The sequence below is a fragment of the Rhodopirellula baltica SH 1 genome (assembly GCF_000196115.1).
In the GTDB taxonomy this organism is placed as follows: Bacteria; Planctomycetota; Planctomycetia; order Pirellulales; family Pirellulaceae; genus Rhodopirellula; species Rhodopirellula baltica.
Window position 1 is genome coordinate 5,716,494 of sequence record NC_005027.1, and the last position, 15,302, is coordinate 5,731,795.

Here is a 15,302-nt window from a genome sequence, read left to right on the forward strand (position 1 = left end):
GTTCAGGCTGCTTTGCGAGAAGACGACAGTTGGTCTTCCATGGTATCAGCAGATGCCATTGCTACCAAAGCGATCCCGAGTCGGTCGGCAAGTTGGATCGTTTCTTCGCTGTCGAGCAGGATCGTTTTGCCGGCTTCGATCGCGATCGCCGCACCGCCGGCTTCATGAACGCGTTGAATGGTTTGAGGCCCAATCGTTGGCACGTCGAATCGCATGTCTTGATCTGGTTTGCTGACTTTGACCAGTGTCCAACCACCGCGTCGACAAAGTTCGCCAGTTCGTGCGATGCACGCGTCGGTGCCTTCGATGGCCTCGACTGCGATGATCGTCCCATCTTTGATTGTGATGGCTTGCCCGATATCCAACCCACCCATCGTTTTCGCGATTTGCCATCCCGAGGAAATGTCGGATTGAATTGCCGATGAAGGTTTACGCCGAGTCAGTTGTCCTGTTTTGGCGAGCAACTCAGGGGCCAAGTCCGTGGCGGAGCATATTTTCATCGCGTGATTCTCATAGGTGTCGATTACTGCACCGAGCAATCTGTCGTCGCGTGCGTCCCGGCGAGCACCAAACAAACAGGGCCAAAACGTTTTGATACATGTCCAGTCCGGCGTATGGCGAATCCAAACCGAACCGCTGTAAAGCAGATCTGATTTAAATAGTTTTCCTGCCATCGTCACATGGGCGACATCATTGCGTTTGAAGTATCGAAGATGGCCTCCGAAACGCCCAACGCCTGCCCAAAGCACGCTTTCACAAATGTCGTTGAGCTCTTCTCCCGCATGACCGGTGATAGCCACACAGTGAACCGGATGACCGAGTGCCTTCAGCTTTTCGGCAACGCAGATTGGAAAACGTCCCCATCCCGCGATCAAACCCACCGGCGCGCCTTCGGGCACGTCGCGAAGAATTGATTCGCAATCATGCGACCGGCTTTCGCTGGTGTTGTGAACCGCGTTTCGCATTGGGAGAGCGTTTGTCATGGCATTGCAGCTATGCGGGAACCCAGGATGATTCAGGCCGCTTTGCGCTGATCGATGTCGGCGGATTGTTCTTCCAAAGCTTCACTCAGCCGACCGATTCGTTGGGTCAGTCGTTTCAGTTCACGACGCATCTCTGGGAGTTTGCGTTGGACGGCCATGATCTGCATTTGATCGCGTTGCGGCGTCGCCGGCGAACCCAAGTAAACTTGGTTGGGTGCGAGGTCATCCATCACACCGGCTTGAGCACCGACGATGACTCCGTCGGCCAATGCGATGTGGTCCTTCAACCCAACTTGGCCGGCCAAGACGACATAATCGCCGGTCGTGCAGCTGCCCGCGATTCCGACTTGGCTGCAGAGCAAGTTGTGTCGACCGATTTGGCAGTTGTGTGCGATCATGACTTGGTTGTCGATCTTGGTGCCTTCGCCGATACGCGTGGCGCCATAAGTGCCACGATCGATCGTTGAACTCGCTCCGACTTCGACATCGTTTTCAATCACGACATAGCCAAGCTGTGCCGTTGGGATGTGGCGACCGTCGACCATTTTGTAGCCAAAGCCGTGAGCTCCCACCACGGTGCCGGCGTGCAATGTGACCCGTTCACCGAGTTGGCAGTAGGCATACAGAGTCACATTGGGATGCAGCGTGCAGTCCGCACCGATTTGGCATCCCGCACCAATGTTGACTCCCGGCGCGATGGTGCAGCCAGGACCAATTTCGACATTCGCACCGATGTTGGCCGAGGGATGCACTTGGCAAGTCGGATCCACTTTGGCCGTTGGATCAATTCCACTGACCGGCATCGTCTCGCCCAGTGCCGGGCGGTAATGGCTGACAAGTTTCGTGAACGCCGCGTGGGGATCATCGACCAAAATCTGCAATCGAATCGGTGACGCCGCCACGTATTCAGGTGCGATCACAGCGAAGGCTTGGCTGTCAGCTAATTGGCCCGCGTGGTTGGCTTGGTCGATCAGCGTGATTTGTTGAGGTCCCGCTTCGGCCGGCGGCGCAGCACCCGTGCAAATTGTGGAGGAGATTTCAACGCTCGGGGATTTTCCTTGGACGGCACCGTCAGACGAATTGGTCTCGTCATTGATGCAGTCGCTGAAGTCGAGCAATTGACCACCGACGAGATCGGCGATTTCTTGCAGTGACAATCCGTTGGAAGACGCCATTTGAAAAATCCTTTTTTCGTGACGTGTGTCGGGGTGCGGGGCGAGACCGTGGGTGACTTCCTTGTAGCGGCAACCCACAAATTGACGCAACGTGAATCGTCGGTCTTGCGACGGTTCGTCGGAAAGGACTAGTACAGGGCTGCATGACGCGCGTTTGTGTTCAACCTGCGCGTTTTCCGAATGGCTCCAGCACCCAGTCGCTAACGATGCCCAGCCCTGCTCTTCGCAACGATTCTTCTCTTTCGTCCGCCTCCCCGGTTTCGGTCGGCAAGCCGTTGCATGCCAATGACGCGACCACAACGAACCCGAATGGCTTGCGGATTTTCAATCCAAATGAGAACGCGGCGGCGGGATCGGCGACTGAGCCCGTCCGCCAAAGTCGGCTGACCATTTGGAGTTGTTTGACCGCTTCCCTCATCGCGGGCACCATCTTTGCCACGATGACCGGATGCCAATGGGCCGCCGGGAGCCAGAACACGCAGGGTGCGGCTTTGTACAACCAAGGCCAATACACGGCGGCGATGGAGCAATTTCAAAAAGCGATTGCCTCAGACCCAACCGACTCGGACGGCTACTACAACTTGGCCGCTACGACACATCGATTGGGAAATCAGCGACAAGATCCCAATCTGATCCGTCAAAGCGAAGCACTTTACAATCAATGTCTGGACCACGACCCAAATCACGTGGATTGCCACCGCGGATTGGCGGTTTTGCTGGTCGATTCCGGCCGTCCCGACCGAGCCTTCACTTTGCTGAAAAATTGGGCGGCCCAGAATCCGGCCTTGGCTGAGCCACGCATCGAATTGGCACGCCTTTACGAAGAGCATGGCGAACCACAAACCGCCCTGAAATATTTGGAAGACGCAGTGCAACAAGACGCCAACAACGCTCGAGCGTGGTTGGCATTGGCACGTTTGAGGGAGGCCAGCAACGATCCTGTTCAGGCATTGCAGAATTATCAGCGTGCTCTCGCACTGGGTGGCGGCGTTTTGGGCCCCAACGGTGCGATGGTCAGCGAACGAGTGGCAGCACTCAGCCGCCAAATCAACTCGACTCGCGACGCGGCATCGTTCAATGCGGGCGGCACGCAAATGGCCGCTCCGGCCGGATTTGGCTCGTCTCGTTATTGAATTCCGGTTTGAATTCTGCCCCGATTTCGGTGATTTTCTTTTCCGATCGCGGGCAACTCAAGGCAGATACGTGGTCCATCGCGTTTGGACCAGTGGGATAGGCTAGCGAACGAATTTGGGGACAATGTTGGGTTGGATTTCCCTTCACTCCTCGATTGCCTGCCCGATTCTCATGAAATCAATGGACGCCTTGGTGTCGTTGTGCAAACGACGCGGTTTTCTTTTTCAATCCAGCGAAATTTACGGCGGTGTCCAAGGCTTCTGGGACTACGGGCCGTTGGGCGTGGAGCTAAAACGCAATCTGAAGGATGCGTGGTGGCACGACATGATCTCGGGCCACAACGAATTGGTATCGCCCGCCGGTGCTCCCTCGACGTTTGAGATGGTGGGGCTGGATTGCACGATCATCATGCACCCGCAGGTTTGGAAGTGCAGCGGCCACTACGATCTTTTCCACGATCACATGGTGGATTGTCGCGAATCGAAGAAGCGATATCGCTTTGATCAAGTTCGCGGACGTTTTGTGGAATACCAAGGCACGAAAATCTTTGTCTCGACGCTTGCTGAGATCGAGCAGGAAGAAGACGAAGTTCGACGTCGTGGTATGAAGTTTTTCAAGCTTCGTCCCAAAAACGCGGATGAACTGACTGTCGAAAAAGAATCTCTGACGCTGGACAAGCTCGATTCGACCGACAACGTCCTCGCTCCCGATGCGAAGACACTCGGAACACTCACCGAGCCCCGCGAATTCAATTTGATGTTCAAGACCACCTTGGGTGCTTTGGGTGGTGAGGAGGACACGACGTTCCTGCGTCCGGAAACCGCACAAGGCATCTTCGTCAACTTCAAGAATGTCGTCGACAGCTCGCGCGTTCGCATTCCATTTGGAATCGGCCAAGTCGGGAAGAGTTTCCGCAACGAGATTACGCCGCGAAACTTCACGTTCCGTTCGCGCGAATTTGAGCAGATGGAGATCGAATTCTTCTGCCACCCGAATCAGTCGCAGGAGTGGTACCGCTATTGGCGTGATCGCCGGATGGCTTGGTACACCAAACTCGGTTTGTCCAACGAATCGCTGATCATGCGGGAGCACCATACCGAGGAATTGGCTCACTACAGCGTTGGCACCGCCGACATTGAGTATGCGTTCCCGTTCCTGCCCGAAGGCGAATACGGCGAGCTGGAAGGGATCGCGCACCGCGGCGATTTCGACCTTCGCAGCCACATGGAAGGCAAGCTGGATCCAGCGACCAATCCGATGACCGTCGAACTGAATGAACACGGCAAACCCAAGCACCGTGGCAGCGGCAAAGACCTCGCCTATCGCGATGACATCACGAACGAGAAATTCGTGCCGCACGTGATCGAGCCATCCGCCGGTGCGGACCGGGCGGCACTCGCGTTCCTATGCGAAGCCTACACCGAAGACGAGGCACCGGATGAAAACGGCAAAATGCAAACTCGAACGGTCATGAAATTGGACCCGCGTTTGGCACCGATCAAAGCCGCTGTGTTCCCCCTCGTCAAGAAGGACGGAATGCCGGAAGTCGCGCAAGAAATCTACGGTGCCCTCAAAGAACACTACAACGTTTTCTACGATGCCAAGGGTGCGGTCGGTCGACGATACCGTCGACAGGACGAAGCCGGAACGCCGTACTGCATCACCGTCGATGGTGATTCCCTGACCGATAAGACGGTCACCATCCGCGACCGAGACACCCTGGAACAAACCCGAGTCAAAATCGACGACGTCGTTTCGGAAATCCAGTCACGAATGAAAGCGTCCACCTGATTGGGCTCTCGTCCGTTCTTGTTGAGCTACCTCGCTAATTGCGATGGTGCATCTAATTGCGATGGTGCATTTGGCAGCGTGGTGGGTTCCGTCTTGGAGCCCACGCCTTGGGCCGTGGTTGATGCTCTATCAACTCGCCTGAAAGCATGGAAATGAACAAGGCAGTTCCCTGCTCACCCCATGCCGGTGAAGAGGTGGCGTTTGATGGCGGCGGCTTTGGGGGTGAGTTGGTCGGTGGCTTGAGATTGAGATTTGGCAGATGCCGGTGGGACTCGATCGGGTTGGTCGAAATCGATCAGTTCCAGTTCTCCGTTTCCGTACTCCACCATCGCGGTGGCGTTCTCAACCCAGTCGCCCAGGTTGAAATACAGAGGGCGTTTGGCATCGGGATTGTCCGACGTTGGGCTGAGTCGTCGCACGGTTGGGATGTGAATGTGGCCGCAGACGATCGCGTCGCAGTCGTTCTCGCAAGCGTGCTGGCGGACTTTCGACTTGAATCCGCTGACCCACTGAACCATGCGTTTCGTGGTTTGTTTTAGATAACGGCTGATCCGACGGGGCTTCATCCGCAGCCATTTCAGGACGCGGTTGATCGCTCGATCAGCGGTCAGCAGCAACGTGTACAGAAACGTGCCGATCAGTGAAAGCCAATGGGCTTGGCGTTCGACTTTGTCGAATTGGTCACCGTGCAACACCACGACCCGGCGGCCGTCGACGGTTTCATGGACGAATTGTTCGCCGACCGTTACATCGTTCGACTCGGCGACTTCGGGCCAGTCCACATGCCGCAGGTAATCGTCGTGATTGCCAGGCGTGTAATGAATCGCGGTCCCTTCGGCGGCGAGTTCGGCCAGTCGATTCAGCAAGCGATCGTAAATTGGCGGCCAATATGGCTGCATGTGCAGCACGCGGGCATCAATGAAATCGCCAACAAGATACAAATGTTCAGGCGAGTGGCTGTTTAGAAAAGAAAGCAGCCGGTCGACTTGCGCGTGCCGAAGTCCCAGATGAACATCGCTGATGAAAATCGAACGAACCGACCGTGTCGCTCGGTGCTCAGCCGCCACTTTCGCGGGCGCAACCGTCGCGCTGGATCGCGAAAAAGGTCCCGTTCGCCGGCGGCGAGGGGGTAAGACGGTGGACGATTGATTGGGCAAAAAAGTGATCAACAGGGTGGTCCATCGGGCCAAACGAAGGTCAACGTGTTCGTCGTCAGGATAACCACTGACATCAAAAGTCGAGTCCCAATGATTCGAAAGAAGAAATCAATTCACGAAATAATCATTCGGAGACTCGCACACCGCCGCCGTTTGGTCATGCCCATGCGGTGCTCGATGCCCCCGAGAGCAATTTACGGGCAGGCATTCTGCGACAATCCGCATTTTTCAGGCTGCTGGGCCCGCGTGACGGTTTGATCGCAATCTCAGAAACCGCCAACAGTGTCAGGGGGACACTTCAGCGACAGATGGTCGCAGTTGCGGGGAACGATTCCCGCGGCTCTCTAGGCTGAACTGTCCTCAAGGCGTAAACTCCGAGGGTTGAGCCGATTGAACCGATAGGATGGACGCATTGTGGCGTTATCTCAAACGGTGAACGACGGTTCTTCGATTGGCCAGTTTCCACCTCAAGAAGACCTGGACCCACGTGTCTGAACTCACTCGTTCGCAATCGTTTTTCCTGCGTCACGAATTCGCCATTCGACGGCTGCACTCGTTGACCGGGATTGTGCCGCTGGGCGTTTACATGGTCATTCACTTGACCACCAACGCCAGTCTGCTCAACGGGACGGAAACGTTCCAACGAGCGGTGTTTATGATCCACAGCCTCGGGAATTTGCTGCCCGTGGTCGAATGGGGAGGCATTTTTGCTCCGTTGTTGTTCCACGCGATTTTGGGCGTTTGGATCATCCGGACGGGCAAATCAAATCTTGGCAACTACCAGTTCACCGGCAACCGCCGCTATGTGTGGCAACGCTGGACTGGTTTGATCGCCTTGGTTTTCTTGATGACTCACGTGTTGCACCTTCACGGTTGGTTCCATGCCGGATTTTGGCTGGCGATCATGGAGCCGCTCGGGTTTGCGAGCTTCGACCCATACAACGCTGCTTCGTCGCTTGGTGAAGCGATGCAGGGCTATGTCTGGCCAGCGTTTTACTTAGCGGGTGTCCTGGCGACGGTTTATCACTTGGCCAACGGCATCTGGACCGCTGGAATCACCTGGGGATTTTGGGTTTCACCACAAGCTCAGCAGCGAGCCACCAAAGTGTGTGTGGCCTTTGGAGTCATTTTGGCGGTTATTGGAACAGCGGCCTGGTGGGGCGCGGTCCGAATGGACGCCGAAGACATTGCTCAGGCCCGGGCCGACGAGGCGATCATGTACGAGGCGGCCAAGGAAACTGGTTTGGCTTATGACATGCCCGAAAAACGAACACCAGTCGACGTCGAGGAAGCCGAAAACGCATCCGATTCTGACGACGACACGATCACCGAATAAGTTTGCAACCACCCATTTTGATTCTTTGAAGGAAACATTCCATGGCACAATCCAACTCGCCCACTCGCGTGGTTGTCGTTGGGGGTGGTTTGGCCGGTTTGGCGTCAACGATGAAGTTGACCGAGCTGGGCGCCCAAGTCGATTTGATCAGTCTGACCCCGGTCAAACGTTCGCATAGCGTTTGCGCGCAAGGCGGCATCAACAGCTGCAATGACGCGACTCGGCAGCTCGGCGACGATGAGTGGAAACACCTCGACGACACGGTCTACGGAGGTGACTTTCTGAATCACCAACCGCCTGTCAAAGAAATGGCTTACTGGGCACCCAAGGTCATCGAGTTGATGGACCGCTTGGGCGTGCCTTTCAACCGGACTGGCGAAGGATTCATCGACCGCCGGCGGTTTGGCGGAACGCTCTACAAGCGAACAGCATTCGCTGGTGCGACCACCGGGCAACAGTTGTTGTATGCCTTGGATGAACAGGTCCGCCGTCAAGAAGTGGAAGGCAACGTCAACAAATACGAGTTCTGGGACTTCCTCGGCCCCATCCAAGATGAAACCGGCCGCTGCCGCGGCGTGGTGGCTCAAGACATGGTGTCGATGGAAATCAAAGCGTTTCCGGCTGACGCGGTGGTGGTTGCGACGGGCGGATGTGGCTTGATTTACGGTCGCAGCACGATGAGTGTGTTCTGCACCGGCAGTGCCGCGAGCCGTTGTTTCCAAAATGGTGCCAAGTACGCCAACGCGGAATTCATTCAGGTTCACCCCACGGCCATTCCCGGCGCCGACAAATTGCGTTTGATGAGCGAGTCGGCTCGTGGCGAAGGCGGCCGAGTGTGGGTGCCACGCACACCGCAGGATCCCCGCGGACCTCGTGATATCCCCGAAGCGGATCGCTACTACTTCCTGGAAGAACGCTATCCCGAATACGGGAACCTGGTTCCACGGGATATCGCGACACGAGAGATCTTTGACATCTGCGTCAACGAAGGGCTCAGCGTTGAAGACGATCGCATGTGCGTGTACCTCGATTTGACGCACATCCCGCGTCACGAGCTGGATCGCAAACTCGGCGGTATCCTGGAAATCTATGAGAAATTCCAAGGAGTCGACCCACGCGACGAACCCATGAAGATCTTCCCCGCTGTTCACTACAGCATGGGCGGATTGTGGGCGGATTACGTGAAGAGCGAAGACGGCGGGATGGAAGCCGGAGCACCTCGTAACCACATGACCAGCATTGACGGTTTGTACGCGATTGGCGAATGCGACTACCACTATCACGGTGCAAACCGCTTGGGTGCGAACTCGTTGTTGTCATGCATCTTCACCGGATTGTTCACCGGTTCGTCGATCATGAACTACTCGGCATCGCAGGACTCCGGGGCGGCCGACGTGCCTCAATCGCTGCTTGATTCGGCCGTGAAGGCTCAGCAAGATCGCCACGATCACTTGCTCAACGGGAACGCGGGAAGTGATGAAAATCCCTACCTGATCCACCAAGAGTTGGGCGATTTGATGACTCGCGTTGCCACCGTGGTTCGCCGAAACGACCAATTGGAAGAAGCGATCAAGAAGGTCGACGAGCTGCACGAGCGGGCGATGAAGGTCTCCTTGGCCGACACCGGTTCGTGGACTAACCAAAACGTCATTTTCGCGAAGTCGTTGCAGGACATGTTCCCGCTGGCGAAAGCCTTGCTCAAGGGAGCTTTGCAGCGAGACGAGTGCCGTGGGGCTCATTTCAAGCCTGACTTCAAGAAGCCATCGTTGACTTCCGAGGATCCTGTAGAACGTCGTCGCCAAGCCGAAGCGTGGTGCGATGAGTTTGAAGCCAACAATGAGAAGTATCTCAAGACCACGGTTGCGACCTGGAACGCCACGACGAACCAACCGGATCTCGCTTACGAAGATGTTGATACATCGTTGATCCCACCACGTCCGCGTTTGTACGGATTGGTGGGTGCCGAGGCGATCGAAGAAGTTTGGAACGAGCGGGCCGCCAAGAAGGTAGCTCAATCGAAATCGGGTGCGGGGTTGGTGGGAGCCAACTGAGTTCTCCTTCAATTTCAACCTTTGCGTTTCCCGCCAATCGCTTTGTTCACCGCACTGCCTCTCAACCACCTTTTGAATTCTTGATCCGATGATTGCTCTCGAACCCTCGACAAAGAAACGACCCGAGTTCATCAACGTTCGTGTGCGCCGTCAGGACGCTCCCGGAAAAGCTCCATACTGGGAACTGCACAAGATCAAGTATGAGCCGGAGATGAACGTGATCAGCGTTCTGCAACGGATCGCTGCTCAGTCGACCAATCGCGACGGCAAGAAGGTGACTCCTGTTGCTTGGGATTGCGGTTGCCTGGAAGAGGTTTGCGGTTCCTGCACGATGGTCATCAACGGCCGAGTGCGTCAAAGCTGCAGTGCATTGGTCGATCGTTTGCTCGCGGACAATGCGGACGAAATCGTTTTGGAGCCGATGAGCAAGTTCCCCGTCGTTCGTGACTTGGTTGTCGACCGAGCTCGTTTGTTCCAAGGTTTGGAACGAGTCAAAGCCTGGGTGCCCGTCGACAGCTACTACAACATGGGTGCTGGCGAGCGGATCCTGCGGGAAGACCAAGAACGCAACTATCCACTCAGCCAGTGCATGAGCTGTGGCTGTTGCGTCGAGGCTTGTCCTCAATACAACAAGATCGAGCTGACACAAAAGTCAGACGAAACGGCTGAGGAGTTCGAGGCTCGCAAGCGTCAGGCTTACTCCGAGGCGTTTGTCGGTCCACATGCGATTTCGCAGGCGATGTTGTTCAACAACCATCCCACCGGAAAATCGCTCGCCGGCGAGCGACTGGACGCACTCGAAGGACCCGGCGGTTTGGCATCCTGCGGTAACGCTCAAAACTGTGTCGCGGTTTGTCCAAAGGAAATCCCGCTGACGACCTCCATCGCACGTGCTGGGCGAGCGACGACGCTTCACGCGATTAAGAAGTGGTTCGACAAGTAATTGCGTTGGTTGCGGTATCTATGGGCCGCTCCCAACACGCTGATCGGAATCACGATCGGATTGTTATTGGGCGGACGCGTTGAGTGGGTTTCAGGAGTTGCTGAAATTCACGGACGCTGGATTGCCCGAGGCCTGCGATCGATGCCTGTTCCCGCCGCGGCCATGACGCTCGGCCATGTTGTACTGGGATGTACGATTGGGGATTTGGAACGAACTCGCAGGCACGAACGAGTTCACGTGCGGCAGTATGAACGCTGGGGGCCTTTCTTTTTGCCCGCTTATCTCGGTGCTTCGTTGGTGTTGAGGCTGATGGGCCGCGACGCTTATCGCGGCAATCCATTTGAGATCGAAGCCTATGCCGTGGACGACCCATCGGCGGTAACGTATCCGCGCCGGGGCGTTTGATCAGTTCGACACCTCAACCGGAATTCTCCGCCTCAAGGCTTGGACGTATCCGGCGTGATGTCGAGGCTCCAGTTGTGCAGCAACCCAAATCGTTCGCTGCGGGTTCCCACGATGATCAATTGCCAAGTGCCTTGAACATTCTTTCCATTGAAAGAGCTTAGGCTGGGTTGGTTCTTCAGCCGGCCTTCGGGGATGAAGGTTCCTTCGAAGGGTGGACGAGCTTTGGTGATCGGCAGTCGTGCATCGTCATCGAATCGAGTTCGGTCGAAGTGATCATCGTGACCGCCGACTCCCGAGAACAATTCGATCTTCGTCTCGTCGGGGCCGACCAGGTAGGCATCGAGCGCCTCGTCGTGCGTGTGCGTGATCGAAAGCTGAACGTCGACGTCCGCGATCAGATACTCTTCTTCGATGAAGATTTCTGAGACGACCGTTTTGCGAGGCGGCAAAGCGGAAGCGGTTTCGTTTCGGTAGTTGCCGCCCATCAAAGCGGTTGATCCCGCGAGCTCGCTTTTGGTTAGCAGACCATCGGCGTTTTGGTCGTACGATTCAAACTCAGCCAGTAATTCAGGGGTCCATTCGGAGGTGAATTCCGGCATCGAGATTTGTTGGTCGCCGTCTTCGTCGCGTTCAAAGAACCACGGCGGCAATCCTTCCGCATCCTGGTCTTCTCGTTCTTGAACTTGAAGGAGGTGGTCGTTGAGTTCGTCACGAGAAATCTCGCCGTCTCGGTCGAGGTCAATCCGGCCGAAGGGAATGCCCATTGCGACGGTCTCGCTCGCTTCCAACCGTCCGTTGCGATTCTTGTCAAATCGTTCCATCACGGTCGATGCGAGGTAATAGCGACGGTCGCGTCGCCAGTAACGTGAGTCATCTTCGCGGTCGGATGATTCGTTGCGACGGACTTCGCTTCCAACTCGGCGGTTCTTCTGCACCAGTTCGCGAGAGGCACCTGACAGAAGTCGTCGACGGGCGTAACGCTGAGCCAGTTCGACTGTGCTGAGCCGGTTGTCTTTGTCGTAATCCTCTTCGAAGGGATCACGAAACTTCCAGTCGGCTCGTTCAACTTCACGGCGGTCAAGGAAGCCATCGCCGTTTCGATCGCTTCGCGACATCGTTCGTTCGGCTTGGCGATAGTCTGAGATGGTGTATTGGAACTTCATTTCGCCCAAACCAAACTCAGGAACCATCGGCTCGTCGTCTCGAGGTCCGAACGGAAGAACCGTCACATCGGCTTCCGGATCGACTTCTCGCCCGGCAACGCCATTTTGAAGTGCGTGGTAGATTCGAGCAGCTTCCTGCCAGCGTTCGACCGAGTTGTCCCGGTTCAGGTCCATGCGGCGGGCTTCGGCCACACGTTCCAAATACGGACGAGCAAGTGCCGTGATCTCTTCTGGTTCAATGTCGCCGTCTTGATCACGATCAAGTCGTTCAAGTGATTCGCGAAGCCCTGATTGTGCTTGGGCGACGTTACCGTTCGAAACCACGATGACGCCAATGGCGGCCATCGAGACCGGCAGAGCGGCGCGAAGAACGGTGCGACGCAACGATCTGATGAGCGAAGAGGACATGGCCGCGTTCCAGTGGAATCGCATCATCGCCCTCCTCGGTCTCGCGAACGATCGCGGGATGACGATGTCGTTGATCGGCGGCTGGTGATGGTCGACGCACCGAGCACCTGTTGCAGCACTTCCCCCATCACTTCATCGCTGCTGGGGATGATGACTTCGACGGCCTGTTCTCCACGCGAATCGATTGTTTGAACGAGGGTTTCAACTTCCGCGAACAGTTGCTGAGGTGCAGTTACGATCAAGGAATTGCTGGCTTCGTGAACGGCGACCGTCATCTTCGGTTCTAAATCGCGAGCCGCTTGCGAGGCCGACTTCTTGGGTGGATTTTTTGAGTTGCCGCGGTTGTCACCATTGCGAGCCGCGTCGCGTGCTTCGGAATCGTTTCCACCACCGGCTGCCGCATTGGCTTTGCCAGCTCCTTCGGCCATGCGACCGGCGTAGGCGGCTTGAACGGCTTCGGCGACGTCCGCCGCACGGGTGTGTTTGAGTTCGATGACGCGAGAGGTGCCGTAGGTTTGCACCGTCGTGATGCTACGGTCTTTGTCGATGATCTTGAGGTAGTTTTCGATCAGGTCGATGTCGTCGGAGGATCCCTGAGCAATCAAGCGATTCAAACGCGAATCGGAAACGATCGTGATGGAACCGAACAGCAACGTCATCGTTCCGTCGCGTGTGGTCAGGAAGCTGCCCAGGTAGCCGCCGGATGAAACCGAAGTCATCGTTCCATTGATCAACGTTCCGGCTTCGCCTTCCTTGGCTGCTTCTCCGCCTTCGAGCAATTCCGCCAGCATTCGAAGCGCGTCGTCGGGACGAATGTGTTTCAGGTAGAACGCGATGGGTGGAGATGACGCGGGCTGCATCGATGTGCCGAGCGATCGCAGGTGTTGCTCGAATTCATTGAGTGCCGTGGTGTCTTCGGATTGAAGAATCAATCCACGCGACGTGATTTGGCAAGTGATCGGTTCGGATCGCGAACGTGTGACGGTTGTCAGCAGTCGAGCTTCGGTGGGTTCGTCGGTCAGGCTTCGTTTGCTGGTCAGTTCGAGAGCACCGTGATCAGCACCGGGATCTGAACTCTCGGACGCGTCGCCTTCGTCTTCGTTGGGGACACGTTCAAGGACATTGGGCGAATTGGATTCGTGTCCTGGGTAGAGGATCACCGGGTTCGTGGATTGCCAAAATTTGGCCCCGGTTTCCAACAAGCGTTCGGCATTTTTGCCTTTGAACGGAAGCACGCGAATTTGTTCGGCGTCGCTTGATACGCCACCTTTTTCGAGTCCTTCGACGATGGTTTTGATCTGGTCAATGCGATGCCGTTTTCCTCGAACGAAGAGGCGGCGGTTGCCGGGGTCAGCATCGATTCGAGGGGTGTCCGGATCGATGTCGTCCGGGTCGGCGTACTCGTCAGGCAGATCCAACATCTGGTCGATCAAGCTGATCGCGTAGGACGGATCGACGGACTTCAGTTGGATGACTTCGAACTCGTCGTCGGCAGCTTGAAGTTCTTCCACGGTTTGGCTGATTTCTGCTTGAGTTTCAGCCGACGCCAAAGCCACAATTGTGCCAGCGTCATCATCCATTGAAAGCCGAACGGTTTTGCCGGAAAGCAATGTCTGCAAAACGTTGTAGACCGTTCGAACGTTCCCGCCGGGAACGAGGTAAGACCGAAGCTGCATCGGTTCGTTTGAGGAGGCCTTGGCAGAGTCGGGTTGATCGACCGCTTTGACCAAACCTTCGAGCAGCTTCACTTTGTCTTCGATGCCGGTGACGAAGATGCTGTTGCCACCCAGGTCGGCCGACAGGCTGACATCGATACCGATCATTTCATCCGTCGCCAAACCCAAGTGGGGGCGAGCAACCGTCAGCACGTCGTCTGCCGTGACGTGTTGCAATTGGAATGATTGAACAATTGTGCCGTTGTCCATCTCGTCCAATTTGAACGCCGACAGGACTCGTTGAACGCTTCTCAGTTTCGCGACAGAATCAGTGACGATCAGTTGATTGGTTTTGTTGAGGACCGTGGGGCTGGTCATCAAGTTGAGCGCCGACAATTCCTGGACAGCGTCTTCGCCATCGATCTCACCAAGTGAGAAAATGCATTTGACGACGTCGTGTGGTTTTCTGTCAGCGAGTTGTTCGGCGTCGACAAACTCGGCCAATGTTTCGAGTTGTTGAACACCGCGTGGATCGGTCAAATCGATGACCGAAAGCAAGCGACCGCTGCGCACCAACGTGAAGCCTTCCGAGATCAGAAACAGATTGACTCGATCAATCGCTTCTTGAACGGTGAACTCACTGTTGTCGCTGTAGGTAAAGCTGCCCGAAGGCAGCTCACTGATGTGCAGTGCCAAGTCAGCTTCATCGGCCAGCCACTGAATCACTTCTCGCCACGGCACGCCGTTGAACGAGAACCGCAACGTTTCAGCTGTTTGCCCATCCACGTTGGATTGTTCCACCGAATCGGCGGGGGCGACGTCGGCAACTTCGTCCGCCGAACATGCACTCATCATTGGTGCCGCTGTTCCAGTGCCCACGCATGCACCGGCGAGCACGGCCAATGCCAGCGAAGCTCGAACTCGTCGTTTACTCGAAACGCTGCGTTGACGCTTGGTCTTGAGACCGGCGGACGCATTGCGGCTTGAGAAACATTCGTCCAAAGCGACCCATCGCTTTGGGAAGTTCAATGCATTGTTCATGAGGCTGGAAGCTCGGTGGCGGTGAAACCATCGGCTTTGATTCGGTGGGAGGTGGGGAGC

At 56.1% G+C, this 15,302-nt stretch carries 11 protein-coding genes; 6 read left to right on the top strand and 5 right to left on the bottom strand.

What is annotated here, in order from left to right; translation table 11 throughout:
- Positions 1-2 precede the first annotated feature (2 nt).
- Positions 3-965 (bottom strand): LpxI family protein, encoded by a 963-nt coding sequence (locus RB_RS21770; RefSeq protein WP_164922990.1) that lies wholly within the window; start codon positions 963-965, stop codon positions 3-5.
- Between the two features lie 50 nt (positions 966-1,015).
- Positions 1,016-2,158 (bottom strand): UDP-3-O-(3-hydroxymyristoyl)glucosamine N-acyltransferase, encoded by a 1,143-nt coding sequence (gene lpxD, locus RB_RS21775; protein WP_164922341.1) that lies wholly within the window; start codon positions 2,156-2,158, stop codon positions 1,016-1,018.
- 206 nt (positions 2,159-2,364) lie between these two features.
- Between lpxD and RB_RS21785 the strand changes: the two genes are divergently transcribed.
- Entirely contained in the window at positions 2,365-3,291 is a 927-nt protein-coding gene (locus RB_RS21785) for a tetratricopeptide repeat protein (RefSeq protein WP_231845868.1), read from the top strand.
- 181 nt (positions 3,292-3,472) lie between these two features.
- Positions 3,473-5,083, top strand: a complete 1,611-nt coding sequence (locus RB_RS21790; protein ID WP_007337137.1) for a glycine--tRNA ligase — start codon at positions 3,473-3,475, stop codon at positions 5,081-5,083.
- A gap of 173 nt (positions 5,084-5,256) precedes the next feature.
- On the opposite strand, the gene RB_RS21795 is transcribed toward RB_RS21790, so the two are convergent.
- Positions 5,257-6,150: a UDP-2,3-diacylglucosamine diphosphatase gene (locus RB_RS21795; protein ID WP_011122814.1), complete on the bottom strand. Its 894-nt coding sequence runs from the start codon at positions 6,148-6,150 to the stop codon at positions 5,257-5,259.
- Positions 6,151-6,727: 577 nt separating this feature from the next.
- On the opposite strand from RB_RS21795, the gene RB_RS21800 reads away from it, so the two are divergent.
- The 4 genes from RB_RS21800 to RB_RS21815 all read left to right on the top strand — a co-directional run bounded on the left by RB_RS21800 (position 6,728) and on the right by RB_RS21815 (position 10,975).
- A complete protein-coding gene (locus tag RB_RS21800; RefSeq protein ID WP_164922342.1) occupies positions 6,728-7,576 on the top strand; it encodes a succinate dehydrogenase cytochrome b558 subunit in 849 nt (282 codons plus the stop codon).
- Between the two features lie 41 nt (positions 7,577-7,617).
- Complete coding sequence (sdhA, locus tag RB_RS21805) at positions 7,618-9,627, top strand: succinate dehydrogenase flavoprotein subunit (protein WP_011122818.1); 2,010 nt, start codon at positions 7,618-7,620, stop codon at positions 9,625-9,627.
- Between the two features lie 88 nt (positions 9,628-9,715).
- On the top strand, positions 9,716-10,570 hold the full coding sequence (gene sdhB / locus RB_RS21810; protein ID WP_011122819.1) for a succinate dehydrogenase iron-sulfur subunit: 855 nt from the start codon (positions 9,716-9,718) through the stop codon (positions 10,568-10,570).
- Positions 10,571-10,975: a hypothetical protein gene (locus RB_RS21815; RefSeq protein WP_011122820.1), complete on the top strand. Its 405-nt coding sequence runs from the start codon at positions 10,571-10,573 to the stop codon at positions 10,973-10,975.
- Positions 10,976-11,007: 32 nt separating this feature from the next.
- Here the strand turns inward: RB_RS21815 and RB_RS21820 are convergent, their stop codons facing one another.
- Both RB_RS21820 and RB_RS21825 read right to left on the bottom strand, forming a co-directional pair.
- Positions 11,008-12,573, bottom strand: a complete 1,566-nt coding sequence (locus RB_RS21820) for a proprotein convertase P-domain-containing protein (protein ID WP_011122821.1) — start codon at positions 12,571-12,573, stop codon at positions 11,008-11,010.
- Positions 12,570-15,242: a secretin N-terminal domain-containing protein gene (locus RB_RS21825; RefSeq protein ID WP_164922343.1), complete on the bottom strand. Its 2,673-nt coding sequence runs from the start codon at positions 15,240-15,242 to the stop codon at positions 12,570-12,572. The genes RB_RS21820 and RB_RS21825 overlap by 4 nt, the downstream gene beginning before the upstream one ends.
- Positions 15,243-15,302 lie beyond the last annotated feature (60 nt).

Bases quoted from the DNA above. Each gene is read 5' to 3' on its own strand.
- RB_RS21770 (WP_164922990.1), bottom strand. From the start codon at position 965: ATGCGAAACGCGGTTCACAACACCAGCGAAAGCCGGTCGCATGATTGC.
- lpxD (WP_164922341.1), bottom strand. From the start codon at position 2,158: ATGGCGTCTTCCAACGGATTGTCACTGCAAGAAATCGCCGATCTCGTC.
- RB_RS21785 (WP_231845868.1), top strand. From the start codon at position 2,365: ATGCCCAGCCCTGCTCTTCGCAACGATTCTTCTCTTTCGTCCGCCTCC.
- RB_RS21790 (WP_007337137.1), top strand. From the start codon at position 3,473: ATGGACGCCTTGGTGTCGTTGTGCAAACGACGCGGTTTTCTTTTTCAA.
- sdhA (WP_011122818.1), top strand. From the start codon at position 7,618: ATGGCACAATCCAACTCGCCCACTCGCGTGGTTGTCGTTGGGGGTGGT.
- sdhB (WP_011122819.1), top strand. From the start codon at position 9,716: ATGATTGCTCTCGAACCCTCGACAAAGAAACGACCCGAGTTCATCAAC.
- RB_RS21820 (WP_011122821.1), bottom strand. From the start codon at position 12,573: ATGATGCGATTCCACTGGAACGCGGCCATGTCCTCTTCGCTCATCAGA.
- RB_RS21825 (WP_164922343.1), bottom strand. From the start codon at position 15,242: ATGAACAATGCATTGAACTTCCCAAAGCGATGGGTCGCTTTGGACGAA.